The organism is Desulfobacter sp., assembly GCA_028768545.1.
GTDB lineage: Bacteria > Desulfobacterota > Desulfobacteria > Desulfobacterales > Desulfobacteraceae > Desulfobacter.
This window is the reverse complement of record CP054838.1, coordinates 1,141,476-1,165,450: the sequence shown is the minus strand read 5'-3', so window position 1 is coordinate 1,165,450 and position 23,975 is coordinate 1,141,476. Positions and strand designations below refer to the sequence as shown.

The 23,975-nt window shown below is 49.1% G+C and carries 25 protein-coding genes and 2 pseudogenes; 15 read left to right on the top strand and 12 right to left on the bottom strand.

What is annotated here, in order from left to right; translation table 11 throughout:
• Positions 1–34: 34 nt before the first annotated feature.
• The 8 genes and pseudogenes from HUN05_05610 to HUN05_05575 all read left to right on the top strand — a co-directional run bounded on the left by HUN05_05610 (position 35) and on the right by HUN05_05575 (position 6,272).
• The gene (locus HUN05_05610; GenBank protein ID WDP84685.1) at positions 35–823 is read left to right on the top strand and encodes a TrmB family transcriptional regulator; all 789 of its coding nucleotides are present in this window, start codon (positions 35–37) and stop codon (positions 821–823) included.
• A gap of 12 nt (positions 824–835) precedes the next feature.
• A pseudogene (locus tag HUN05_05605) lies at positions 836–2,111 on the top strand (aspartate aminotransferase family protein).
• A 156-nt stretch (positions 2,112–2,267) separates the two neighbouring features.
• Positions 2,268–2,525 carry a hypothetical protein gene (locus HUN05_05600; protein WDP84684.1) on the top strand — a complete coding sequence of 86 codons (258 nt, stop codon included), beginning with the start codon at positions 2,268–2,270 and terminating at the stop codon, positions 2,523–2,525.
• Positions 2,526–2,527: 2 nt separating this feature from the next.
• The gene (locus tag HUN05_05595) at positions 2,528–2,788 is read left to right on the top strand and encodes a hypothetical protein (GenBank protein WDP84683.1); all 261 of its coding nucleotides are present in this window, start codon (positions 2,528–2,530) and stop codon (positions 2,786–2,788) included.
• Positions 2,734–3,420 carry a hypothetical protein gene (locus tag HUN05_05590; protein ID WDP84682.1) on the top strand — a complete coding sequence of 229 codons (687 nt, stop codon included), beginning with the start codon at positions 2,734–2,736 and terminating at the stop codon, positions 3,418–3,420. The genes HUN05_05595 and HUN05_05590 overlap by 55 nt, the downstream gene beginning before the upstream one ends.
• Before the next feature lie 94 nt (positions 3,421–3,514).
• A complete protein-coding gene (locus tag HUN05_05585) occupies positions 3,515–4,240 on the top strand; it encodes a GntR family transcriptional regulator (protein WDP84681.1) in 726 nt (241 codons plus the stop codon).
• Positions 4,241–4,282: 42 nt separating this feature from the next.
• Positions 4,283–5,509 carry a tryptophan synthase subunit beta gene (gene trpB / locus HUN05_05580; GenBank protein WDP84680.1) on the top strand — a complete coding sequence of 409 codons (1,227 nt, stop codon included), beginning with the start codon at positions 4,283–4,285 and terminating at the stop codon, positions 5,507–5,509.
• Positions 5,502–6,272, top strand: coding sequence for a tryptophan synthase subunit alpha (locus HUN05_05575; protein WDP84679.1), 771 nt, complete (start codon positions 5,502–5,504; stop codon positions 6,270–6,272). The genes trpB and HUN05_05575 overlap by 8 nt, the downstream gene beginning before the upstream one ends.
• Positions 6,273–6,302: 30 nt before the next feature.
• On the opposite strand, the gene HUN05_05570 is transcribed toward HUN05_05575, so the two are convergent.
• The 3 genes from HUN05_05570 to HUN05_05560 all read right to left on the bottom strand — a co-directional run bounded on the left by HUN05_05570 (position 6,303) and on the right by HUN05_05560 (position 8,305).
• The gene (locus tag HUN05_05570) at positions 6,303–6,632 is read right to left on the bottom strand and encodes an inorganic pyrophosphatase Ppa (GenBank protein ID WDP84678.1); all 330 of its coding nucleotides are present in this window, start codon (positions 6,630–6,632) and stop codon (positions 6,303–6,305) included.
• Between the two features lie 129 nt (positions 6,633–6,761).
• On the bottom strand, positions 6,762–7,472 hold the full coding sequence (locus tag HUN05_05565) for a methyltransferase domain-containing protein (protein WDP84677.1): 711 nt from the start codon (positions 7,470–7,472) through the stop codon (positions 6,762–6,764).
• Positions 7,469–8,305 carry a DUF169 domain-containing protein gene (locus HUN05_05560; protein ID WDP84676.1) on the bottom strand — a complete coding sequence of 279 codons (837 nt, stop codon included), beginning with the start codon at positions 8,303–8,305 and terminating at the stop codon, positions 7,469–7,471. Before HUN05_05560 ends, HUN05_05565 begins: the two co-directional genes overlap by 4 nt.
• A 348-nt stretch (positions 8,306–8,653) precedes the next feature.
• Here HUN05_05560 and HUN05_05555 point away from each other — a divergent pair, with 348 nt between their 5' ends.
• The 5 genes from HUN05_05555 (at position 8,654) to HUN05_05535 (ending at position 13,099) form a co-directional block, all read left to right on the top strand.
• Entirely contained in the window at positions 8,654–9,301 is a 648-nt protein-coding gene (locus HUN05_05555) for a DUF2959 domain-containing protein (protein WDP84675.1), read from the top strand.
• Positions 9,302–9,318: 17 nt separating this feature from the next.
• Positions 9,319–10,428, top strand: a complete 1,110-nt coding sequence (gene mtnA, locus HUN05_05550) for an S-methyl-5-thioribose-1-phosphate isomerase (protein ID WDP84674.1) — start codon at positions 9,319–9,321, stop codon at positions 10,426–10,428.
• Positions 10,429–10,750: 322 nt separating this feature from the next.
• Entirely contained in the window at positions 10,751–11,227 is a 477-nt protein-coding gene (locus HUN05_05545) for an Lrp/AsnC family transcriptional regulator (GenBank protein ID WDP84673.1), read from the top strand.
• Positions 11,217–12,566 (top strand): cobalamin B12-binding domain-containing protein, encoded by a 1,350-nt coding sequence (locus HUN05_05540; GenBank protein WDP84672.1) that lies wholly within the window; start codon positions 11,217–11,219, stop codon positions 12,564–12,566. The genes HUN05_05545 and HUN05_05540 overlap by 11 nt, the downstream gene beginning before the upstream one ends.
• 95 nt (positions 12,567–12,661) lie before the next feature.
• The gene (locus tag HUN05_05535) at positions 12,662–13,099 is read left to right on the top strand and encodes a DUF1178 family protein (protein WDP84671.1); all 438 of its coding nucleotides are present in this window, start codon (positions 12,662–12,664) and stop codon (positions 13,097–13,099) included.
• 23 nt (positions 13,100–13,122) lie between these two features.
• Here HUN05_05535 and HUN05_05530 read toward each other — a convergent pair whose 3' ends face one another.
• The 5 genes and pseudogenes from HUN05_05530 to HUN05_05510 all read right to left on the bottom strand — a co-directional run bounded on the left by HUN05_05530 (position 13,123) and on the right by HUN05_05510 (position 18,649).
• A complete protein-coding gene (locus HUN05_05530) occupies positions 13,123–14,148 on the bottom strand; it encodes a proline racemase family protein (protein ID WDP84670.1) in 1,026 nt (341 codons plus the stop codon).
• A 268-nt stretch (positions 14,149–14,416) separates the two neighbouring features.
• A complete protein-coding gene (locus HUN05_05525; GenBank protein WDP84669.1) occupies positions 14,417–16,186 on the bottom strand; it encodes an aldehyde ferredoxin oxidoreductase family protein in 1,770 nt (589 codons plus the stop codon).
• A 41-nt stretch (positions 16,187–16,227) separates the two neighbouring features.
• A pseudogene (locus tag HUN05_05520) lies at positions 16,228–17,384 on the bottom strand (iron-containing alcohol dehydrogenase).
• A 33-nt stretch (positions 17,385–17,417) separates the two neighbouring features.
• Entirely contained in the window at positions 17,418–18,122 is a 705-nt protein-coding gene (locus HUN05_05515; GenBank protein WDP84668.1) for an ABC transporter ATP-binding protein, read from the bottom strand.
• On the bottom strand, positions 18,122–18,649 hold the full coding sequence (locus tag HUN05_05510; protein WDP87942.1) for an ATP-binding cassette domain-containing protein: 528 nt from the start codon (positions 18,647–18,649) through the stop codon (positions 18,122–18,124). The genes HUN05_05515 and HUN05_05510 overlap by 1 nt, the downstream gene beginning before the upstream one ends.
• 244 nt (positions 18,650–18,893) lie before the next feature.
• Between HUN05_05510 and HUN05_05505 the strand changes: the two genes are divergently transcribed.
• Positions 18,894–20,063, top strand: coding sequence for an IS4 family transposase (locus tag HUN05_05505; protein WDP87941.1), 1,170 nt, complete (start codon positions 18,894–18,896; stop codon positions 20,061–20,063).
• 54 nt (positions 20,064–20,117) lie between these two features.
• Complete coding sequence (locus HUN05_05500) at positions 20,118–21,137, top strand: ISL3 family transposase (protein ID WDP84667.1); 1,020 nt, start codon at positions 20,118–20,120, stop codon at positions 21,135–21,137.
• Here the strand turns inward: HUN05_05500 and HUN05_05495 are convergent.
• From HUN05_05495 to HUN05_05480, 4 genes are all read right to left on the bottom strand, one after another.
• The gene (locus tag HUN05_05495) at positions 21,107–21,301 is read right to left on the bottom strand and encodes an ATP-binding cassette domain-containing protein (protein ID WDP84666.1); all 195 of its coding nucleotides are present in this window, start codon (positions 21,299–21,301) and stop codon (positions 21,107–21,109) included. The two genes, HUN05_05500 and HUN05_05495, sit on opposite strands and share 31 nt — an antisense overlap.
• Before the next feature lie 68 nt (positions 21,302–21,369).
• A complete protein-coding gene (locus tag HUN05_05490; GenBank protein ID WDP84665.1) occupies positions 21,370–22,257 on the bottom strand; it encodes a branched-chain amino acid ABC transporter permease in 888 nt (295 codons plus the stop codon).
• Between the two features lie 80 nt (positions 22,258–22,337).
• Positions 22,338–23,204, bottom strand: coding sequence for a branched-chain amino acid ABC transporter permease (locus tag HUN05_05485; protein WDP84664.1), 867 nt, complete (start codon positions 23,202–23,204; stop codon positions 22,338–22,340).
• 85 nt (positions 23,205–23,289) lie between these two features.
• Positions 23,290–23,970 (bottom strand): ABC transporter substrate-binding protein, encoded by a 681-nt coding sequence (locus tag HUN05_05480; GenBank protein ID WDP84663.1) that lies wholly within the window; start codon positions 23,968–23,970, stop codon positions 23,290–23,292.
• Positions 23,971–23,975: the final 5 nt, after the last annotated feature.

Sequence of the window (23,975 nt, the reverse complement as noted above, 5' to 3'; positions counted from 1 at the left end):
ATTATAGTAGCAACATAAAGCAGGCGAGGCAAAGATGCAAAATAAATCCAAACTAACCTGTTTAGGCTTTTCCCAGTACGAAGCGGCCTGCTATATGGCCCTGGTGGGCAAACATCCCATCAACGGGTCCCAACTGAGCAAAGTTTCCGGGATTGCCCGGTCCAGAATCTATGATGTATTAAGAAATCTGATTGCCAAGGGCCATGTCATTGAAGTCCAGTCCGGACAATACGCCCCCCTGCCCTCTGATGAGCTTATCCGCCGCTTGAAAAGAGAATTTAAAACCAATATTGCCTCGGTGGAAAACGAAATTGCCAAGGTAGGCCGAAAAGAAGATTTTGAGTATGTATGGACCTTGACCGGTTATGACAATGTCATGGCCAAGGCCAAGGAAATGATCGAATCTGCTGAAAAGGAAATCTATACCAGATTATTTCCCGAAGCAGACCACCACCTGGCAGACGCTTTGGAAACGGCTGAAAAACGAGGGGTGGCCATTCGCTATATTGCCATGGGCAAAGTACCCAAACGGTTTGATGTCCAAGCCACCCACCCGGGCCAAAAAGAGCTGATCGCTAAAATCGGGGGAAGGTCATTTGATATTATCACAGATAAAAAAGAGGCGCTGGTGGGCATATTTGAAACCGATAATGAAGATGCCGCCCCCATTAACTGGACCCGAAACCAATGGTTTATCATTGCCAACCGGGACAGTCTCCGACATGACTTTTACCATTGCTTTTTAGAAAAGACCCTGGACAGAAACCAGGCCTTAACCCCGGAAGAAAAAAGAATTTACCAGCTTATAAAAGAGGACAATTAAAGGAGGTGAACCATGACAAGCATGAGAAAAATCCACTATTTTGACGGTTTCTCCAATGAGAGCGACCATACTATTTTTAATTTAGAGGAAGATTACGGCGCCCATCACTATGAGCGGATCAATTTGGTGGTCAGGCATGCCAAAGGATGCTGGCTTACCGATGACAAGGGCAAAAAATACCTGGACTGTTTGGCCGCATATTCGGCTGCCACCCCACCACCACCCCACCATCACCAATGCGGTCATGGACGCACTGATCGGCAACTATGCCTCGGTCCTCTCCAATGTAGTGTTTACAGATCCTCTGGGTATATTTTTGTCCGAAGCCGCAAAATTCGCTCCCCAGATGGCGCCCAGGTTCGGCAACTACGGCAACAAGGTTCTGCCCAAAAACGGAGGGGTGGAATCGGTTGAAACCGCGATTAAGGCCATGCGCTACTACGGGTTTAAACAAAAAAAGATTGTTGACGGAAAACAGGAAATCATCGTGTTCAACAATAATTTCCACGGCAGGACCATTTCGGTGGTCTCCTTTTCTTCGAGCAAAAAGTACAATGAGGGCTTTGGTCCCTTGACCCCGGGATTTGTCTCGGTTCCCTTTGGCGACCTTGAGGCGGTTAAAAAGGCCATCACCCCCAACACCTGAGGCATCCTTGTCGAACCCTTCCAAGGTGAGGGCGGCATGCTCATTCCGCCCAAGGGCTTTTTAAAGGGCCTTAGAACCCTTTCAGACGAGCATGACCTTCTCATGGTCTGTGATGAGATCCAGGTGAGCATGGGAAGAACGGGCAAGCGGTTCTGCTTTGAGCATGAAGAGATTGTGCCCGACGGAGTCATCCTGGGGAAAGCCCTGTCCGGGGGTCTGGTGCCTTTGTCCGTATTCATCACCAATGCCCGGCTCATGGACATGATATTTTCAAAAGGCTCGGACGGTTCCACATTCGGAGGCTATCCCCTGGCCTGTGTGGCCGGTACAGCCGCCCTCAAGGTTTTTGAAGAAGAAGGCCTGGCAGAGCAGTCTGCTGCAAAGGGAAAGATCCTTAAAAAAAGAATCATGGAAATCGGGAACCGTTCCTCCCACGTCAAAGAGGTCCGGGGCAAGGGCCTTTTCATCGGCATTGAAGTCAAAGAGGGCAATGCCATGGATTTTTGCCGCAAACTCCTGGACCTGGGTCTTGTGGTCAATGACAGCCATGGCCATACCATCCGGATTTCTCCTCCCCTGGTCATCAATGAAAAAGAAATGGACTTTATGGTCGATTGCCTGGAACAGGTACTGGTCTCCTAACCAACTGCATTTTTTCGTCATTTATCCCGGCAGAAAAAGATCTCTGCCGGGATTCTTTTTTTCTCCCATTCCTTGCTTGACAAAATTTTCCTGATCTGGTTGAGATAGATATCTGTCCGTTGATTTGAACCGATTTACCTGACAAAGGAAAAGCATATGAAATCCCGGATTTTGGACTGGGTCTGGAATGGTTTTTGTTTAATTCTGACCACCTTGTTGATCTCCAGCTGTATCTCCTTTTCCCAAAAAACCTCAGGCCCGGACAAGGCCAATTCCACCCAGAACCGGGTAGCACCCGAGGAACTCCATGCGGCGGTCATCTCCTATGCCAACCGTTTTTTTGCCACCATTGCCCAGGCATCCGTAGAGTTTGAAAAAGCCCTGCCCACCCCGGGGCATCGCTGCTGGACATGACGGTGATCACCACCCTTAACAGGATCATCTGGGAAGAGTATTGGCGGCCCCAGGTCTTTGGCAACCCGGCAACCATCATGGTGGATGCCTTTGCCTCCCTTGAAAAAGATATCTGGTCCCAGGCGGCCACGGTCATGACCCCCCCTCAAAGGGATGAACTCATGGACCTGATCCACTCCTGGAGGATCAACCCCCCCGCCAGGTGGCCGTGGATTATATCCGGTTCTCCGATTTTGGTAATATCGGAAAAAAACCCAACCTAAAAGCAATCCAGAGGCCCGGCGGACTCCTGGCCCCCATAAGGGAGGCCACCGAAGCGGTTGACGAGGTCAGCCAGACAGCCAAAAAACTCGGCCATTTGGCTGAGTCCCTGCCCGATCAAGTGACCCTGGAACGCAAGGCCACTCTTGACCAGGTGGATCAGATTCTCTCAAAAGAACGCAAGGCCATTTTAGCCAATGCCTCGGACCTGATCAAAAGGGAAAGAGAGGCCCTGGTCAAGTCCCTTTCGGCAGAAGAGGCCAATGCCGTGCTCCAGGGACTCAACCAGACCCTGGACCGGCTGGACAAAAGCTTTGATCAAATGAACAATGCCCTGGCAACGGCAGACCATCTCATCCTCAACAGCCGGGAAACAGGGATGGTGTTCAATGACCTGATCCTTTCCGTGGACAGACTGGCTGAAAAATTTTCAGCCCAGCCCGGCCAGGATCCGGGCAAACCATTTGACATCAACGACTATATCAGGGCCATGAAGCAATTTGAAACCGCCTCTGAAAAACTCAATACCCTGGTGGTCTCCTTAAATAAAAACACGGATGAATTATCCATTAGCCTGTTAAAGCAGTTCAACGCTTCGGCAGAAGAACGGGTGAACCCCAAACAGCGGACCTGAACCCCTGGGACCCAAGCTCGTTCAAATGTCTTGACAACTTAACAAATTTTCTTTATCATGCCCTCATTTTAATCCACTTAAACATGAGGCAGCCATGCTCAACTCCCAATCCCCGGTGCCACTATACCACCAGCTGGCGGAAATTCTCCAGGACCGGATCCGTTCAGGCACCTACGGCCCAGGCGAAATGATCCCTTCGGAAATCGGTCTGGCCAAACAATACGGTATCGGCAGACCCACGGTGCGCCAGGCCATGAATCTTCTGGTTCAAAAAGGGTTGATCCAGAGAAAACGGGGGGCCGGCACCTTTGTGAAAAAGCCCTCGCCCAGGATTGATCTTTTTTCCCTGGCCGGCACCTCCCAGGCCTTTTCAACCCGGGGCATCCCCATTAAGACGAAAATCATCACCCCCATACACCAGGAAACAATCAAAACCGATGTAAACAATCCCTTTCACGGCAGTCCTGCCTTTTGCCTCTCCCGGCTGACCCTGGCCCAGGACTGCCCTGTGCTGTTAGAAGAAATTTTCATGGACACCGAATTGTTTGCAGGCATTGAAAAAATGGATCTTACAAACCAATCCCTTGCCCAGATCGTCTCTGAACAATACTATCTGAACCCCAGGGACGGCAGCCAGCAGTTCACGGTGGAAAACCCGGGGGTCCACAGGGCACAGCTTCTGGGACTTTCTCCCCAGGAACCTATCCTGGTCGTGCGCAGGGAGATCAACTTCCCGAAGGCTTCCAGGGCCATTTTCTCTCTTTTATTCTGCCGGACCGACCAGTTTGCCTTTTCCCAGACCATCCGGGGAGAGAGTTGATATGTATTTTCCCCGATTAACCTTTGAATTGGAGAACCCCATATGAAAGACCGCGGATATTACGGCCCCTTTGGCGGGGCATTTCTGCCCGAAATCCTGGTGGCCACCTTTGAGGAATTAGAGGCCCGGTTCAGGCAGATTAAAAATGATCCTGATTTCTGGAAAATATATGAAACCCTGATGGCATCCTATTCCTGTAGGCCCACCCCCCTGACCTATGCAGACAATTTAACCCGGCATTTTAAGGGGGCCAAAATCTATATTAAGCGGGAAGACCTCAACCACACCGGTGCCCACAAGGCCAACAATGTCATGGGCCAGGGGCTTTTGGTCAAGCAAATGGGAAAAAAACGAGTGATTGCTGAAACCGGGGCCGGCCAGCACGGGGTGGCCACGGCCACCATGGCAGCCAAGTTCGGGTTTGACTGCACCATCTACATGGGTGAAGTGGATGTCCTGCGCCAGCGGCCCAATGTCTTCTGGATGGAACAGCTCGGGGCCACGGTTGTTCCGGTCAAGGACGGGACAAGGATTCTCAAAGACGCTATCAATGAAGCCTTCAGGGACTGGGTCACCCACATGGACACCACCCACTATGTCCTGGGTACGGCCTGCGGCCCCCATCCATTTCCCGAGATGGTCTCCTATTTCCAGTCCATCATCGGTAAAGAGACCCGCAAACAGATCATGGAAATTGAAGGCCGGCTGCCTGACCGGGTATATGCCTGTGTGGGCGGCGGATCCAATGCCATGGGGCTGTTTTCCGGTTTTCTGGATGACCCGGTTGAGCTTGTGGGGGTGGAAGCCGGGGGCAAGGGAATCGACTCAAGCCTCCATGCATCAAGGCTTTGCTCCGAGGATGCCAGCCACGGCATTGCCCAGGGCTACAAAACCTATTTTCTCCAAAATGAAGACGGCCAGATGAAAGAGACCCATTCCATATCCGCAGGCCTGGATTATGTGGGGGTATCTCCCATCCTGGCCCAGATGCATGATGAAAAAAAGGCAAGGTTTGAATATGCCACCGACGACGAGGTGGTGGCAGCCCTCAAGCTGACCATGCAAAAAGAGGGAATCATCCCGGCCCTGGAATCTTCCCATGCCTTTGCAAGGGCATTTAAAGAGGTCCCCCTCATGTCCAAGGACGAGATCATCATCATCAACCAGTCCGGCAGGGGGGACAAGGACATCTTTACCGTGGCCGATGCAATTGGCGATCCCAAATGGAAAGAATTTATCAAACTCAAAGCAGGAGAATACGATGAATAAGGGCCTTGAATCCCATATCCAAGACCGGCTCAAACACAAAGAGATCCTCTTGATGACCCATATTGTCATGGGATATCCCTCGTTTGAAGCCTCCTACGAGATTGTCAGGCAGATGGTGGATGCAGGCGTGGATCTCATGGAACTCCAGATACCCTTTTCAGAGCCCATGGCAGACGGTCCCGTGATTTTAAAGGCAAACCAGCAGGCCCTTGAAAGGGGCGCCACCGTCCAAAAATGCCTGGACTTTGCAGAACGGGCAGCCCAAGAGTTTTCCATCCCCTTCTTGTTCATGAGCTATGCCAATATTCTTTACAAATACGGAATGGATGCCTTTGCAGAACAGATGGCCCAACGGGGGTTAACCGGGGCCATTGTGCCGGATCTCCCCCCGGAAGAATCCAAAGACTACATCACCGCCATGGAGGCCCATGCTCTTTCCCCCATTTATATATTTTCCCCTGAAACCGCTGACAAGAGAATGAAAACCATTGATTCGGTCTCCCAAGGCTTTATCTACTGCCTGGCCAGAAAAGGGGTGACAGGAAAAAACACCGATTTTTCCCAGGACATGGCCGCCTATCTTGCCCGATGCCGCAAGGCCACGAACCTCCCACTGGCCGTGGGTTTCGGGGTCAAGGACAAGGCCGATATCGACTTTCTCAAGGGAAAGGCCGATATTGCTGTGATCGGATCCCAGACCATCCGGGAGGTGGATGAAAAAGGGGTGGATGCCACAGGCCCCTTTATCCGCAGCCTGGTCTGAGTTTCTTTTTCTGATCCCCCTCTGGATGGATCAGACAGAAATATGGTCCACCACAAAGGGAGTGGACCGAATGCCCACGCTCTGTTTGACCACCCAGATCCGGGCCATGGGAACGGCCTCTCCATTGATGTTGGTCATATTGGGCAGTTCCTCTGCAAATCCGATATCTGCAATCTTAAATTCATAATAAAAGGTGTTGTCCGTAAAAGGATCGGCCACCAGGATAAAGCGTTCCGGGTCATAGGGATGTTTTCTGGGGGAACCTGAAAAAGGGATATGGGTATTTTTGTCAATGTTTTGATCCTTGCCATAGGCCTGGATCTCAAATTTTTCCCGGGTATCAAAAGAAGAAATAGTCATGAAGGTCTCCTTTGCATTTGAGTCTAACCCGGCATCTCTGGATCTCATAAATGACAAAACCCAATGGGTAAACTCCGGGCTGATTTCAATTATACACCCGAAACCCGTTTCCCTTCAATAGAACTTAAATTAAAAAATCCGGGCCAGAAATTTTTTATCCTTTGTTGTCATGACCTGCTCACACTGCCATCCGTGGAACTGGGCATAAAAGGCCAGGGTGGCATAATCAATATAAAGCCAGTCAAAGGGATCCCCGCAGATATTGCCATAGGACATGGTAAATTGAGTTTCACCGTAATAGGTGTCGGTCTCGCCCGGCACCAGGGCCTGACGGGTATACATGGCGCTCAGGTCCGTAGAATCAACAACCACCTGGCCGCCCCGGGACAACAGGGAACGGATCTTCTGGAAAAAAAAATTCAGTCCCTCAATGGAGCCGCAGATGCCGATACCGTTCATGAGCATGAGCAGGGTGGTAAACCTCTGGTTTTCTAAAGAAAAAAGGCTGGAAAAAATCCTCTGCTCCACCCTTCTTTTTTCCAGAACCGCCATGCACCCGGGGGAGATGTCCAGGGCCGTCACATCAGCCCCGGCCTTCTGGAGAGCCAGGCTGTGACAGCCCGACCCTGCGCCCACATCCAGGATGCGGCCCCGGCATACCCCCAGGGCGGTCTGTTCAATATCGCTGAATTCATCCCGGAACATGGTCTTTCCACGCATTTTGGACATGTCCAGCACAGGGGATTCCACCCGGACATAGGCAGTCTTATCCCCGTTGTAATAATCCTTGAGCATGGCGCCCAAAGGATCTTTATCCGGTAAAAGAACAGATCCCGTCATTTGATTTCATTCCAGGCCTTTTTGCTTTTATGAATCTTTTTTTGGACATTGGCCCAGGTCTTTGTTTTTAAAAACGACTGGGAATACTGCTCGAGCATGGTTAAAAACATTTCATAGGGAAGGGTGAATGAAAGCTCGTCTGTTTTAAAAAATTTCCTGGCCGACGGGTCCCACCCCCCGACCACGGCCCGGTGTTCCCCTTTTTGAAGATAGTGCATGGGCCAGGCCACAAGGCTGCCGCAGGCCGCTGACCAGGGAGATGCCACCACCTCGGGATCATGGGTCACATAACAGGCCAGCTGATGAAGGCCGCACAGAGCTTCAGGCCGGATAAAAAACGAAACCAGAACCGGGGTTTCATTTTCATTAAACAGGGTCACAGGTTTGAACACGCAATAGGGTTCAGGCGCAGGAACCGGGTCCACCTGGTTAAAAATATGGGCAAGGGTCTCCGGGGAATCGCAATACAACTCGCCCTCCATCTGGCCGGGGACCCCGGTGGAGACATAATCGATAATGGTCTGAGTCTGGGGTTTGTTGAACCCCAGCCAGAATGCCCCGCCAGGACAGCCGAAATGCCGGGCGGAAAAAAAAGCGGCGGTCTGTTTTTTCCGGGCCAGCCAGATCTTGCCCAGAACACAGGAAAAATTGGAAAAGATCTTTTGCCAGTTAATCGCATTGTTTTTTTCTTTTTCCCTTGTGGGCAAATCCAAAGGATCAGGGCAATATCCCTGTTCTGGTTGTTCTTTGCTGAAAAAAATGCCCATGGGCGGTTCGTCCAGGCCGAGACAATCTAAAAATCCGGGCAATGCTGCCAATTGTTTCTTATCCATACAAGCCCCCTAATTTAAAAAAATTACATCATCATGTATCCTTTTTTCAATTAAAGTCAATCCTTGAACAGGAGAAAAAAGGCGAGTTTACCCTTCCATAAACCAGGCCCATTGCCAAGAAATAATTTAATTTAGGGTACCTCTAATCATCAGGCTCTTGGTTTGAGTTCAAGACGCAGACAAATTTTAACCACAGGCATACATTGAGTATTCCGAGGATTACAATTTGCCTGCAACGAAGAAATCGAGCCAAAAGACAATTATTTAGAGGTGGCCTTTAATCCATATGATCTGATATAAGAACCCTAACCCAATGCTTTTAACCTGAGAGATTAGGAGATTGATGCAATGAAACCCGGATTCATTCATATGTGTATTGTTTTAATAACCGCCCTGGTCATGGGTACCGGCTGTGCCACAGCCTATTATTCGGCCATGGAAAAAATGGGCAAGGAAAAACGCCATCTGCTCAAGGACAATGTGGAAGATGTTCAGGAGAGCCAGACCCAGGCCCAAAAAGAGTTTAAAGATGCCCTGACCCGTATCAAAGAAATCACCAACTTTAAGGGCGGAGACCTTGAACTCTTTTATGACCGGCTGAAGGCAAGTTATGAAGACTGCGAACAGAGGGCTGCCCAGATTGAAAAACGGATCACCCGGGTGGAAACCGTTGCTGCCGATCTTTTCAGCGAATGGAAAACCGAAATCAGCCAGATCAATGATACCCGCCTGAAAAATGCCAGCAAGGCCTCTTTGTCAGAGGCCAAGGCCAAATACCAGAAATTGTCCGCTGCCATGAACCAGTCCACCCGAGGCATGTACCCGGTACTGGCCAAGCTCAACGACTATGTGCTCTATCTCAAACACAACCTCAACGCCCGTGCCGTAGGGGCCCTGGGCGGTGAAATGGTCTCCATTGAAAAAGAGGTGGGAGAACTGATCAAAGAGATGAATGTCTCCATTTCAGAAGCAGAGCATTTTATTAAAACATTTTAATTGCCGGAGAAATAGTTATGAAGGTGGATGGAAAAGAGATGAGACCCATCTGGTTTAACAAAAAAACCCAACGGGTCCAGGTCATTGACCAGCGGTTTTTACCCCACGAACTCATCATTGAGGACCTGACCTCTGTGGATGAAGTCATCCATGCCATCAGGGAAATGTATGTCAGGGGCGCCCCTCTGATCGGGGCCACAGGGGCTTTCGGGGTCTATGTAAGCCTGGTCCAGGAGAAAAACAACGGCGCAGATGATGCCTGGTTTACCTCGGAGTGCGACCGCCTGAAAAAGGCAAGACCCACCGCCACAAACCTGGTCTGGGGAGTTGACCGGGGCATGGATGCGGCCATTCAAGAATCAAACTATGAGGACCGGGTTGACACGGCATTGAAAAAGGCCCTTGAGGTGGTGGAAGAAGAGGCAGTCAACTGCCGAAAAATCGGGGAATACGGCCTGTCCATCATCAAAAAGATTGCAGAACAAAAAAACGGAGAACCTGTCAATATCCTCACCCACTGCAATGCCGGGTGGCTGGCCTGCATTGAATACGGAACCGCCACGGCCCCCATGTACACGGCCTTTGATGCCGGCATCAACATCCATGTCTGGGTGGATGAGACAAGGCCCTTGAACCAGGGATCCAGGCTCACGGCCTGGGAGCTTGGCAAACACGGGATCAGCCATACCGTAATCACGGACAATGCCGGGGGCCATCTCATGCAGCACAAGATGGTGGACCTGGTCATCGTGGGTACGGACCGGACCACCCGGGCCGGGGATGTGGCCAATAAAATCGGCACCTACCTCAAGGCCCTGGCAGCCAGGGACAATGAGATTCCCTTTTACGTGGCCCTGCCCTCGTCCACCTTTGACTGGGAAATCACAGACGGTGTCAAAGACATTCCCATTGAAGAACGGGACCCGGACGAGATCCGCTATGTCCAGGGACTTTGCAACGGCAAAATCCAAAAGGTTCTGGTGCCCCCTGAAACCAGCCCTGGGGCCAACCACGCCTTTGACGTGACCCCGACCCGCCTTGTCACAGGCTTTATCACGGAACGGGGCATCTGCCGGGCATCCGAAGAGGCCATTATGGGACTGTTCCCGGATAAAAAAAAGAAGTGAGCCGCCGCCTTAAAATCCTTTACCCCCAACCCTGGGCTCTGTTCTGACCGGGCAAATTGCCCGGTCAGAATAAAAAACCTGGGATAATTTGAGCAATACGCCCAAAATCGAACCAGGATAGTTCATCTGCGGCGTTGCAGACCGTTCGCAGTAAAGTCTATAGGGCTTCAAGGCCAGGCGCCTTGCAGTTAAAACAAAATTGATTCGTGAAATATTCATGATAAGGCCCATCGCCCTGTGAAACTAGGTATTGACAAGCCAAGGGCAAATAGGTCAAATTAAGGAATAACCTTTAACCGGAACCAAGTGAAATCAATACAAGATGAACACCCTTACAGACCTGGAAAAAAAAATAATTTCCCTGCTCCAGACCGATATCCCGGTGGTCAAACGGCCCTTCCTTGAAATGGCTCAAAAAATAGGCATTACAGAGGATGAATTTTTAGAGGTCCTCAACAACCTCAACGCCAAAAAGATCATCAGACGGTTCGGAGCCACGCTCAAGCACCAGAATTCCGGGTACAAGGCCAATGCCATGGTGGCCTGGAAAGTACCTGAAGAGCGGGTTGAAGAGGTGGGCAACACCATGGCCTCGTTCAGGCAAGTCACCCATTGCTACCGCAGAAACCCTTGCAAAGACTGGGAAAACAACCTGTACACCATGGTCCATGCCGGCACAGAAGAAGAGTGTTACGCCATTGTTGAAAAAATCTCCAAGGCCATAAAAGAAGAGACCTATACCCTGCTGTTTTCACGGCAGGAGCTGAAAAAAACCTCAATGAAGTATTTTGAAGACTGATCCCCCCCATATTCTCTGCATCAATCCCTGGATCCACGATTTTGCAGCCTTTGATTTCTGGGCAAAACCCCTGGGACTGCTCTCCCTGGCCGCCATTTTGCGACAGAACCGGGTCAAGGTCTCTTTTATGGACTGCATGGACAGGTTCCATCCCCTGCAGACCCGGCCCGGTAAAATTCTTTGGGACGGCAGGGGACCCTTTGACAAAACCCCCATTCCCATTCCAGAGGACCTGGCCTTTTACCTTGAAGATGAGACCCGGGCCTTTTGCCGGTACGGCACCCCAAAAGAATGGATTGAGCAGGACCTGCTGGCCATGGAACCGCCGGATCTGATCATGGTCACCTCGTTGATGACCTATTGGGCCTCAGGGGTGGCCCAGACCATTGAACTGGTTAAACATTTTTTCCCGGAGGTGCCCCTGGTCCTTGGGGGGATTTATGCAAGCCTCTGCCAGGACCATGCTGAACAATTTTCAGGCGCCGACCGTGTGGTAACCGGCCCGGGGGAAACCATCCTGGCCGATTTGGTAGAAGAATTCACAGGATTTAAAATGACCTGCCTGCCAGACCCAAAAGATCTGGACACCAGTCCCTTTCCGGCCCTGGACCTCCAAAATCACATGGCCTATGCCCCCATCCTCACCTCCAGGGGATGCCCCTTTTCCTGTGAATACTGCGCCTCTTCCTTTTTAGAACCCCGGCTGAGAAGAAGATCCCCGGATCATGTGTTCAAAGAGATCTGCCATTGGCATGATCATTTCAACATCAAGCACTTTCCCTTTTACGATGATGCCCTGCTCATCAACCCCAAAAACTATGCCTTTCCTTTGCTGGAAAAAATTATTGGGGCGGACCTGGATCTGAACTTTCACACCCCCAATGCCCTTCACATCCGTGAAATCAATCCCAAAGCCGCCCGTTTGATGTTCCAGGCAGGGTTTAAGGCCATCCGCCTGGGCCTTGAAACCACCAATTTTTCAAAGGAACGCCACCATGATGTCAAGGTCAGGGCAGATGAATTTTTTGCAGCGGTTCAAAGCCTGAAAGATGCAGGGTTTCAAAAGGAGCAGCTCGGGGCCTATCTGCTCTGCGGCCTGCCGGATCAGGATCTGGAGGATGTAAAAAAATCCATGGATCTGGTCAAGCAGACAGGCATCCTTCCGGTCCTGGCCTACTACACCCCCATCCCCCATACCCCCATGTGGGAGGAGGCCTTGGCCTGCGCCCGGTTTGACCTCAGCGCCCATCCGGGGCTGACAAACAACAGCCTTTTTCCCTGTGTGACCTCCCAAAAGGATCTGGACCGTATTTCCCAATTGAAAAAGATGCAAAAATAGCGTATATCCCGCTAGGTTTGTAAGTATTTTATGGCACCCAAATATATTTAATAAAACAGGCCGGTTGGATTGAACAACCGCCCTAAGATTTGCAGATGATTGTATTTGATCTTGAATGTCTGAACGGACATACATTTGAAGGATGGTTCGAAGACCGGGCCGATCTTGACCAACAACAGGAAAAAGGCCTGCTCCAATGCCCTGTTTGCGACAGCTTTTCTGTTGTGCCCAAGCTTTCTGCCGTGGCCATTAAAACCTCGTCTTCATCACCTTCTCCCCAGGCCCACCAGGCCATGCAGGCCAACGAGGAAGCCCTGGCCGAATTCACTGAAAAAGTAGCAGAATTTGTGGAAAACAACTATGAAAACGTAGGTTCCTCCTTTGCCAAGGAAGCCCTTGAAATGCACTATGGGGCCAAGGACGTCAGGAATATCAGGGGCACCACCACAAAGGAAGAGGAAAAAACCCTGGAAAAAGAAGGGGTCCAGGTCTTTAAGGTCCCGGTTAAAAAAGAAAACCAGGATTTGAATTAATCTCCCCCCTCTCTAAACCAAACTTAATCAGGCCAGGTGTCGCTGAGGCGATATCCATTGGGCCAGGGATCTTCCGGGTCCAGCATATGCTGGTGAGTGCCGGTAATCCAGGCCCGGCCCGAAATCACAGGCAGAATGGCCTCTAGTCTCCCCAGTTTCACCTTGGATTCAATGCGGCAAAAAAACCGGGATCCGATCACAGATTCTCCGATATAAGCGTCCCCAATCTTGAGCATTCCCCTTTTGGCCAACACCGCCATCCGGGCGGAGCATCCCGTGCCCGTGGGGGAACGGTCCAGCTTTCCCGGCTGAATGGCCACAGCGGTCCTGCCCTTAAGGATTCCCTTTTCCCGGGTCAGGGGGGCTGCGATCTGGCAAAAGGAAATATGGTTCCAGTCAGGATTTTCAGGATGTTCAAACCCCAGCTTCTCTGTTGCGGCATGGGTAATTTTGATTCCCATCCGGGCCATGTCACGGGCCTCGTCCGGCCGGACCTCAAACCCTAAATCCTGGGCATTCACAATGACAAACGAATCGCCCCCGTAGGCGGTATCCACCTTTAGGGTCCCCATGCCTTCAACTTCCAGGGGGGCATCCAGGGCCAGGGCAAAAGAGGGCAGGTTGTGGATGGTCATCTGCCTGACCCTGCCCGCCCGGCACTCGGCCACGGCCCTGATCAGCCCGCCCGGGGCTTCCAGGGTCAGAACCGTTTCAGGCTCTTCCATGGGCAGAATCCCTGTCTCCAGCAGCACGGTTGCCACACAGATGGAGTTGGATCCGGACATGGGCGGGGTATGTTCCGGCTCCATGATGATCCATCCCATCTGGGCATCTGGATGCTTGGGCGGCACCAGAAGATTCACATGACGGAACACACCCCCCCTGGGTTCATTGAGCATAAACTGCCTCAAGGTATCATCCTCGGCAATCCATTTGGACTGTTCCCACAGGGTCTTGCCCGGAGGCGGCGCCACCCCGCCCACAATCACATCCCCGACTTCGCCTTCAGCATGGCAGCTCACCGTATGAATCACTTTAGATGTTTGCATAACGCTTTGCCTTTATACATTAACAGGTCATAAAAAATCCGCCATTTTCAACTACCATTTATTCTTTCCGGACTCCAGAGATTTGTTTTCCGGACATGGGTATGCATTGCGCAGACTTGATCTAAATTTTTTTTTTGCAATTCTGCCCAAACAAAACCGCTTGAGCAGCCAACTGCCTTTTTTGAGGTACAAAAAGTCGGGAAAACAATACGTTCGTTTTCCCGGCAAAATTTAATCCAATGAAAAAACGTGTCACTAAATTCTGTTACTATTCTCCGGGCTTGCCTGTCTCGTCCCACCCCCTTGCCTTGTAATACTCCTTTAAAAGCTGGTTCATGGTGTCTCGGGTGATCACCCGGTTGGTTTCGGGAAGGAATTCTTTATGAAATCGCTTGGGCAGGTGGTCATCTTCCGGGATGAGTCCTTCCCTTATATTGAACCGTCGGATATCATCGGAAACCGTTGTTGCAATTTTACGCATCCCTTCTGTGTCAAGCTCCAGGCCCGTGACTCCTTTAATCATGGTGGAAAGCTCTTCCCACTGGTACATGTCTCTGTAAAAACGACAAAGAATAAAGGTGTCAAAAAGCGTCAGCCGGTCTTCCCATTCGGCAAAAACTTCGGCCTTGCCTTCAATTTTATCCTTTTCAACAATGCCTGCAAGTTCGGGTTTATAAAAGGTGGCACGAAGGTGGCAGGCCCCTCTGGGCGATGATCCATAGGCAAGTCCCATTCCCGGAAGTACCCTGGGGTCATATCCTGCAGGTTCCAAACCTTTGACATGGATGGCCTGATCTTCCATATCCCATTCCCTGGCCGTTGCAATAATCCCTTTTGCAAGGATATCCCCGATACCTTTTCGTGCAGAGATATCTTTTAACAGGTTGCTGATCTTGTCGGTCTGCCCGTAATCAATATCGTATTTCACCCTTCCCTGGCGTACGGCTTCAATGGTAAAGGCGGCCAGGTTTCCGCCGGTAATTGTATCCATGCCAAGCCGATCACATTTATCATTAAGAAAGATAATATCTTCAATGGTTTCAACACCGCAAAGTCCGCCAAAAGCATAGATGGTTTCATATTCCGGACCTTCAAGGGTCAGACCTTTGTGCCTGCCTTCCTTGACCGTGGAAAGCCGTCCGCAGGCCATGAAACATTTCAGACAGGAACTGGGCTTGACCTCGCACCGTTCGTGAAGCGCCTTGGCGTTGATCTGGTCCTGGTGAGGGACGGTTCCTTTTTTCCAGTATTCAGAAGGAAACCCCTTTACGCTGTGCATGATATCAACCAGCATAGGCGTACCCATGGTCTTGTAGGCAAAAACCCCTGGATCATCCTTTGACCGTTTTGCAAGGGTTTTATTAAACGCCTTTACAATACCTGGATGGGCCACTGTTTTTTTGGCGTTACCCCTGAATGCAATGGCTTTTATATTTTTCGAACCCATAACCGCCCCCACACCCGTCCGGCCGGCACTCCGCCAATAATCATTCTCAATCACGGCAAAGCTGACAAGATTTTCTCCTGCAGGACCGATGGTAATCACGCCGCATTTGGTTTTTCCGGACCGGTTCTTTTTTATCCAGTCTTTGACCCGGTCTTCTGTTTCCATGCTGTCCAGGCCCACAAGATCATCTGCCGGATGAAACGCCACGCTGGCATCTGAAACCTCTAACCAGACTGGCCGGTCAGCCTTTCCGTGGATCATAATCGCATCCATGCCTGTTGCTGCGATATATTCGCCAACGGTGCCCCCGGAATAGGATTCTGAATAAAAACCGGTCTGGGGGGATTTTGTGTATACCCCGTACCGGCAGGACCCCCACAACGATGTGCCTGACATGGGGCCGGTGGTAAAAATCAGATGGTTGTCAGGACTTAACGGATTAACCCCGGCAGGATTATTCTCAAGCAGAAGATGTGTGGCCAGCCCTTTTCCACCCAGTTTTTGTTCAAGCACGGAATCCTGAAGGGATGTGATTTCAAAGGATTCCTGTGATGCATTTACCCGGAGCAGTAGATTGTAAAAACCAAACATATGATATGGATCTCCTGTTTTTTATAAAAGGGGTCCTCGGATTAGAGGACTTTCCTATAAATATCTTCTGCATCCTTGACCGTCAAGGTTCTTGGGTTGTTCGCCAGAAGCCGGGTCACTTTCATCACGCCTTGGGCCAGCATAAAAATATCGGAATCTTTAATACCGAAATCAGCCAGGTGTCTGGGAATTTGCAGGTCTTGGGTAAGATCCTTCATTGCATTCAGGGCAAGCTGGGCAGACTCTTTAATGTTCAATCCCTGTGTGTTTTCACCCAGAATATCAGCAAGGTGGGCAAATTTTTCAAGGTTGCCAAGCATGTTAAACTCCATGACCGGGATCAGCATGATGCTGTTTGCCACGCCGTGGGGAATATGGAATTCAGCCCCAATGGGATATGCAAATGCATGGACTGCGGTGACGCCTGCGTTGGCAAATGCCATCCCGGCCAGCATACTGCCCTCAAGCATAGCTGCCCTGGCTTCAATGTTTGCGCCGTTTGAAAAAGCAGTTCGGATATGGCTGCTGATCATATGGATCGCTTCACATGCCAGAAGATCGGTCATTGGATTTGCATCTTTGGAGGTGAAGGCCTCAACTGCGTGAATAAAGGCATCATGCCTGTGGCAGCGGTTACCTGGGGCGGAAGCCCTGTACACAATTTCGGATCAAGAATGGCAATATCCGGAAACAGGTAGGGGCTGACAATTCCTTTTTTTAACTTTTCATTCTGGTCGGACAGGATGACAATGGGGGTGACTTCGGATCCGGTGCCGGCAGTGGTAGGAATAATAATGGTTTTTAATCCTGGTTTGAGGACCAGATCAATACCCACATAGGAGGCAATATCGCCATGGTTTGTGGCCAGAATTGCGGCAATCTTGGCTATGTCAATGGGGGATCCGCCTCCGATACCAATCACCAGGTCCGCACCTATGGATTTAACCTGTTCGGCCGCTTCAACTGCAATTTCAAGCCTGGGATCGGGTTCGACCTTGTCAAATCGTGAAAACTCGATACCGGCATTTTTCAGCAGGGTTTCAAGTTTTTCAACAATGCCTGCTGTCACCAGGCCTTTGTCTGTAACAATCATTATTTTTTTACAGTTCAGGCGGTTTATTTCATCAATTGTATTGGCAATTGCACCGGCACCATTGATTATTCTCGGTGTTGTCTGAAAAATTCGTATTGCGTTCATTTGTTTTTTACTCCTGTGGGTCATATTTAAAAATCAGACAGCCAGATAGGTCTTGTGGATGTCTTTTTGTTCGCCGAATTCCTGCACACTGCCGCCGTAGACCTTATGTCCCTTGTCAATGACGATTATCCGGTCTGAGACAGCCAGTGAAAATTTTAAATTCTGCTCTGAAAGCAAAATGGTTGTACGGGTTGTTTTAAGGGAAAGCACCAGTTCCTTGAGGTCACCAACAATGACCGGGGAGAGCCCTTCAGTGGGTTCATCCAGCAAAAGGACATCCGGATTTCCCATCAGGGCTCTGGCAATGGTCAGCAACTGCTGTTCTCCGCCGGACAATGTGCCGCCCATCCGGTTGACCATGTCCTTTAAAATCGGAAAAATTTCCAGGACAGAGTCAAGGTCCCACTGTCCTTTGCGGCCCGGAACCTTACCCAGCTCAAGATTTTCTCTTATGGTAAAGGGTCCCAGAATTCTTCTGTCTTCAGGCACAAATCCCAGCCCGAGCCGGGCCATTTTATAACTGGAAAACCCTGTACAGTCATTTTCCTTGAATGTCACGGTTCCGGTTTTCGGCGGTGTCAGCCCCATGAGAGTTCTGAAGGTGGTTGTTTTTCCGGCCCCGTTCCTGCCCATGAGACAGACAGTTTCTCCCGGTCTGACATCCAGGCTCAGATCAAAGAGAATATGGCTCCTGTCGTAGTAGGTATTAAGATTTTTTGCCTTGAGAATATATTCCATCAGAGTTCCTCCCCAAGGTAGGCCGTGACCACTTCCTTGTTGTTTTGAATGTCTTCGGGAGTACCTTCGGCGATCAGAGTTCCCTGTTGCAATACCCTTACAGTCTGGGCAATGTCAAAAACCATGTCCATGTCGTGTTCGATAAATATGAGCGTCAGATTAAATTCCTTCCAGAGTTTTTTAATCAGATTCCGGGTGGTTACCCGCTCTTCCGGACTCATCCCGGCAGTGGGTTCGTCCAGCATGAGCAGTTTGGGTTTCAATGCCAGGGCAACGCCGATATCAAGCAGTTTTTGATCACCATGGGCCAGCTCAAATGCAAACCGGTCGGCTTGTTTTTCAAGCCCCAGGTTTTCAAGCAGTTCATATACATAATCCGTGGCGCGTTTAAATTTCAAGGCTTCCCGCCAAAATCTTCGGGTCTGACCCATTCGGGAAAGGCAGGCAATTTTGATGTTATCCAGTACGGTTTCATCAGGAAAAAGGGAAGCAATCTGAAACGCCCGGCCGATACCTGAAAAAACTATGGTTCATCAGAAAATCGCGTACCTGGACTGAGAAACATCACTGGGAAGGCAATAACACAGTAAGGATTTTTATGCTTGAAATGATGGTGTGAACATGATCATGTTCTAATTTTTTTCAGTAGTGTCCGGTTAGGTTGTTGCATATAAAAAGCATCTAAAATCATTGAAAAAACAGTCTGTTTTGTGTTGACAAATGTGCGTAAAAATTTTTGTGCGCCTTGAAAATTTAACTCAAGGAGCTCAAATGACGCACATCTCAGTCCCTAAAAAACAACTACGGTCCCTGAACTTTGACAATTTCAGGTGCTCTCTGATAAAGTCACTTTCAAAAGCACCGGAATTACAATCTCGAGGAGACCGCCCTTTAAAAATGACATTCGAAGACCAGATAAATGCTTTGGTTTATTTCCATCTTCAGGAGCACAAGTCTGCCCGACATTTAATTCAGGATCTCAAGGAGAATGTTTTTGCTAAAGAAAATATTGCGCCAGACGGTGGTATCAGCCGTAGTAGTTTCTGTGAAGCCATCAATCACAGGGGACTCGAACAACTGCAATTTATCTTTGAGGATCTTTATAAACAGGCTCTTGAGTGTCATCCGGGTGAACACGCCGAGTTAGGAGAGTTGGTTTCCATTGACGGTAGTCTCATAAATGCAGTCCTTTCAATGCACTGGGCGAACTACAGAAAAGGAAGTAAAAAAGCCAAAGTACATTGCGGATTTGACATTAATCACGGAATCCCAAACAAAATCTTTTTGACTGAAGGCAACGGCGCTGAACGCACTTTTGTTCCCAAAATACTTTCCAAGGGGCAAACAGGTGTTATGGATCGTGGATATCAATCCCATAAAGAATTTGACCTGCTTCAGGAGCAAGGCAAACATTTTGTCTGCCGTATAAAAACCAGGACAACAAGAACAATTATTGATAACCACGAGACCCCTTCCGACAGCTACATTTTTTATGATGCACTGGTTAAACTTGGTACTCCGAATCAAAACCAGACGAAAAGGCCTGTTCGGGTTGTTGGCTATAAAATTGCTGGCGTCAAATACTATGTGGCAACTGACAGGCATGATTTAACAGCGGAACAAATAGCAACAATTTATAAACTCCGGTGGACCATTGAGGATTTTTTCAAATGGTGGAAAGAACATCTGAAGGTATATCATCTCATTGCCCGCAGTGAATACGGCCTTATGGTTCAGATTCTTGGCGGCCTTATCACTTACCTGTTACTGACAATCCATTGCCAAAAACAGTTTAATGAAAAGGTCACGATCAAAAGAGTTCGGCAGCTGCGAACCGCCATTCTAAATGACCTGTTTGGCTGCGAGGAGCAGGGCTCTCATAGTTCAAACAGGGACAATATTGTCAAAGATCAAAAAATTATTGAGCAAGCAAAAACCTAACCGGACATCACTGAATTTTTTTGTGTTATTCGCACAAAATCGGAGAATGAATTAATGTCCACAAGCTTCATATACCATGCCTTTGGCCTTCGTGACTACTTTTATAAAACAACGCGTTTCATCGGTGGAATAATCACTTTTGAACTCATACCAAAACCGGAGGCGGTAAAATGCCCGGAATTTAATTCCAGGTCCGTCACCAGGAAAGGGATTGTGACAAGAGATCTCAGAACAATACCGGTAGGTTCAAAACCCGTGATTCTCAGGACGGCTATCCAGAGAGTTTGGTGTTCGTTCTGTCAATTTGTCCGGCAGATTGCCATAGATGAAATTTCCATAGGGAAAGGGCATAAATACTTGACCATCGTGATGGATCTGGAATCCGGTAGAATTCTGCACGTGGGAGAAGGAAAAGGTGGTGAAGCTTTGAAATCTTTTTGGACAAAAGTGAAAATATCGAAAGCAAAAATCAAAGCCGTCAGCATCGATATGTCCCCGGCATACTTGAGTGCTGTTATTGAAAATCTTTCTGGTTCAGCAATTGTCTTTGACAGATTTCATGTTGTTAAATTGTTCAATGAGAAACTGTCGGATTTCAGGCGAAAGCTCTACAACCTTCTTGCCAATACCGGGCAACAAAAACTTCTGAAGGGAGTCCGGTGGCTTTTGTTAAAAAATCCCGAAAACCTCAGTGATGACAAGAAGGAGGCCCAACGGTTAGAAGAAGCATTGAAAATAAATCAGCCGCTATTGGTAGTCTACTACATGAAAGAGGAACTCAGGCAAATATGGAATCAAAAGAAAAAAGAAACAGCTGAAAAGATAGTCAGCAATTGGATCAATCTGGCCAATATTTCCAAAATTCCAATGTTGATGAAATTTGCCAAGACCTTGGCTGTGCACAGGCAAAGAATCCTTTCATACTATGATTACAGGATATCTACAGGTCCTTTAGAAGGGACAAATAACAAGATAAAAACCATGAAACGGAAAGCTTATGGATACAGGGATTCGGAGTTTTTCAGGTTGAAACTTTTGGACCTTCACAATAAAAGGTACGCATTAATCGGATGAACCAAAACTATTTCCTGGGGAGTCTGGCCGATGAGGTCCTCCTCCTGAAAGATAATGTTCCCCTTGTCCGGAAGGAGATGGCCCGTGATCTGGTTGAAAAGCGTTGTTTTTCCTGCACCATTGGGTCCGATGATGGCCGATATTTCACCGGGCAGCACCGACATGTTTACATTATTTGTTACCTATAGGCCCCCAAATGCTTTGGATACGTTTTCTAATTTTAAAAGAGATTTCATTTGCCACCCCGCACCTGATTGGATTTAAAAAAGCGATGCTTTAATTCAAGCAGCTCTCCCACGATTCCTTTGGGGAAAAGCAGAAGGATCACCAGAATGATGATACCGATGATCAGGGACCAGTATTCAGTGAATGCCCCCACAAAATCTTCTATGAAGATCATGGCAATTGCCCCGATAAAGGGACCGAAAAACTGGTTGATCCCGCCCAGAACGGTCATAAGAATAACCTCTCCTGAAGTCGTCCAGACAAACATGTCTGTGTGGATCGAATTATCTACACCGGTCATTAAAGCACCTGCAAGTGCTGCAAAAAATGCGGCAATAATATAAATGCGAAGCTGGTTCTGCCTGACCCGGCGGCCCAGGAACCGGACCCGGTCAGGATTTTGGTTGACACATCTCAAAATCAGACCAAAGGGGGAATAGGCAATGCGTTTGAGTATCCAGACTGAAGTGATCACCACGGCCAAAATCAGGTAATAATAGACAATTGGGTTGGCAAAAATCCCCGGTTGAATAATACCCACAATGCCATCATCGCCTCCGGTAAAATTATACCATTTGAATGTAATCTGCCAGACCAGCTGGGCAAATGCCAGGGTGAGCATGGTAAAATAGATACCTCCGACCCGGATCACGAGCCGGCCGACCAGGTAGGCCACAATGATCGAGATTAAAAGACCGAGCAGGATGCCCGGAAAAAACCAGATGCTGCCCATGTATTTTACCAGCAGTCCTACAGAATAGGCTCCCAAGCCGAAATACAGAGCCTGCCCGAATGAGAGCATACCTGTGATTCCCCACAGCATGTTAAATGAGGTGGCAAACAATGCCCAGATTAAAATATGGCTGGCCAGGTTCATCTGGTAACTTGAAGACATTAGCACCGGCACCAGACCGAATATCAATATTAATACTGCCCAAAGGATCGGTTCCTTGAAGCTTTTTTCAGCCTTCATGTTTAAACTTTCCTTATGTTTCGGGGAGCAAAGAGTCCCTCTGGCTTAAAGATAAGAACAATGATCATGACCAAATAGCTGAACAAAGTTGACCACTGCGGTGCGAAGACGATCCCGAATGCCGATATTTCACCGATCAGAATGGCACCGAGCCAGGCTCCCCAAAAATTGCCCATGCCGCCGATGACAACAACGATCAGCGAATCAATGATGACTTCAATACCTGCCCCCGGAGTAACCGATCTCAGCGGAGCGGCCAGGGCGCCTGCAAATCCTCCCAGGGCAGTGGCAATCCCGAAAACCATGGTCATGGTCAAAGGCACATTGATGCCCATGGCACCGAGCATCTCACGATCCACGGCCGCAGCCCTGGCGATTCGTCCGGACCGGGTTTTGGCCAGAATCCACCATGCGGCAACAACCACGACAATGCCGATGGCAATGATAACGAGATTGTAGGAAGGAATGTATAAATCTCCAATCTGCACGGCCCCGGTAAGTCCGGGGGGCCGCTGAAGGGTCTTGTATTCCGTACCCCAGATGATTTTAACCAGATCGTCGATGATGAGAATCAAACAATAGGTCAACAGGATCTGGAACCCGGCCTCATGCTTTCGACCATAGATCCGCCGCAGAAGGAAAACTTCGGCAACGATTCCCACCAGTCCGGCTCCCAGCCCGGACAGGATAAGTCCCAGCCAGAAATTTACCTGGAGGACACTGACAATCTGAAACGCCAGGTAGGCACCGATCATATAAAAGGAACCATGGGCAAAATTAAACACATCTCCAACACCGAAGATCAGAGAAAGCCCGCTTGCAACAAGGAACAACAAGGTTGCAACGGTAAGCCCACTGATAATTTGCATTATGATAAACGAGGAATCCATTTATTCTTTCCCTTTTGAAAATGTGCAGGGATTCAAAATCCCTGCACAGGTGATCAATGATTGATTATTTTCTTTTCATGTCAATGTATTCAGCAGGCGGAATCAGATCCTCAGCTTTGTAAATCTTCCAGTTTCCAAGCATTCGTGTGGCAGGAGGGAAATCTTTATTTTCAATGGTGGTACCGATGGCCTGGGCCTGAACCATCTGGTGGGTGGCCGGATAGATATAAGAGGTGAATCCTTCAGGATCTTCCGGCAGTTTGATTTTTAAGCCTTCAAGGGCTTTGACCAGGGCTTCTGTATCATCGGGGTTGCCGACTTTCTCGACTGCGGCAGCAATGGCGTAAATGCCTGCATAGGCGCCTTCAGCTGCATAGGTCGGAAAACGTCCGGTCCTTTTTTTAAAAGTTGCGACAAAATTCTTATTCGCTTCAGTATCAGGCCAGTTGTTATGATGACGGGCAGAAAGAATCAGGCCCAGGGGCAGTTCATTTCCCATGGCGCTCATGAGCTCATAGTTGCCGCCTGCATCCGGATGAAAGTAAAGCATTTTTTTAAACAGACCAAAAGCCTGAGCCTGTTTGATAAATGGGGAATGTTCAGAATTCTGTGTCACGGTTTCGGTTCCCGGATCTGCCTCAGCGCCAGCGGAAGTAAAAGTCAGGTCCGAGAATGGGCCTTCAATCAGCCACGTCGGAGGAGTTGACTTTTGCTGGAGTGGAGTTCCTGGAACCATCTTTTCCATCTGTA